This window comes from Ruminococcoides sp. (genome assembly GCF_057037865.1).
Genome location: NZ_DBLZMS010000012.1, coordinates 1 through 378, shown reverse-complemented (window position 1 = coordinate 378; position 378 = coordinate 1). Strand labels below are relative to the sequence as shown.

The following is a 378-nucleotide window of genomic DNA, read 5'->3' as shown; positions in this document are numbered from 1 at the left end:
AAACTGCATTTTATACTGGTTAGCAAAAAACACATTATCCATTATCCAAACTTTTATGAATAAAGAATTTTATAATTGCCTAAAATATTAAACATGGGCATAACAAAATTTCTAAGAGCTTTTTTCGTGAAATATGCTATTACAAGAAAAACAGCTATAAAGTGGCTTTAAATTCGCACTTTATAGCTGTTTGACCATTTATTTGACTACTTCTATTATACAAATGAATTTAATTTATTTATATCTTTCAGTTTTTGCTCCATTGTTATGTGCACATACTTTTCAAGTGTCATTTTCACTGTGGAATGTCCAAGAATTTCACTCACGCTTTTAACATTTATTCCTTTTTCAATTGCTCTTGTTGCAAAGGTATGTCTT

The 378-nt window shown here is 28.0% G+C and carries 1 protein-coding gene; it reads right to left on the bottom strand.

The window, feature by feature from the left end; genetic code table 11:
- Window positions 1-215 precede the first annotated feature (215 nt).
- Window positions 216-378: tyrosine-type recombinase/integrase (locus AC2HW8_RS09515; protein ID WP_484327500.1), on the bottom strand; the 163-nt coding region annotated here is incomplete at its 5' end.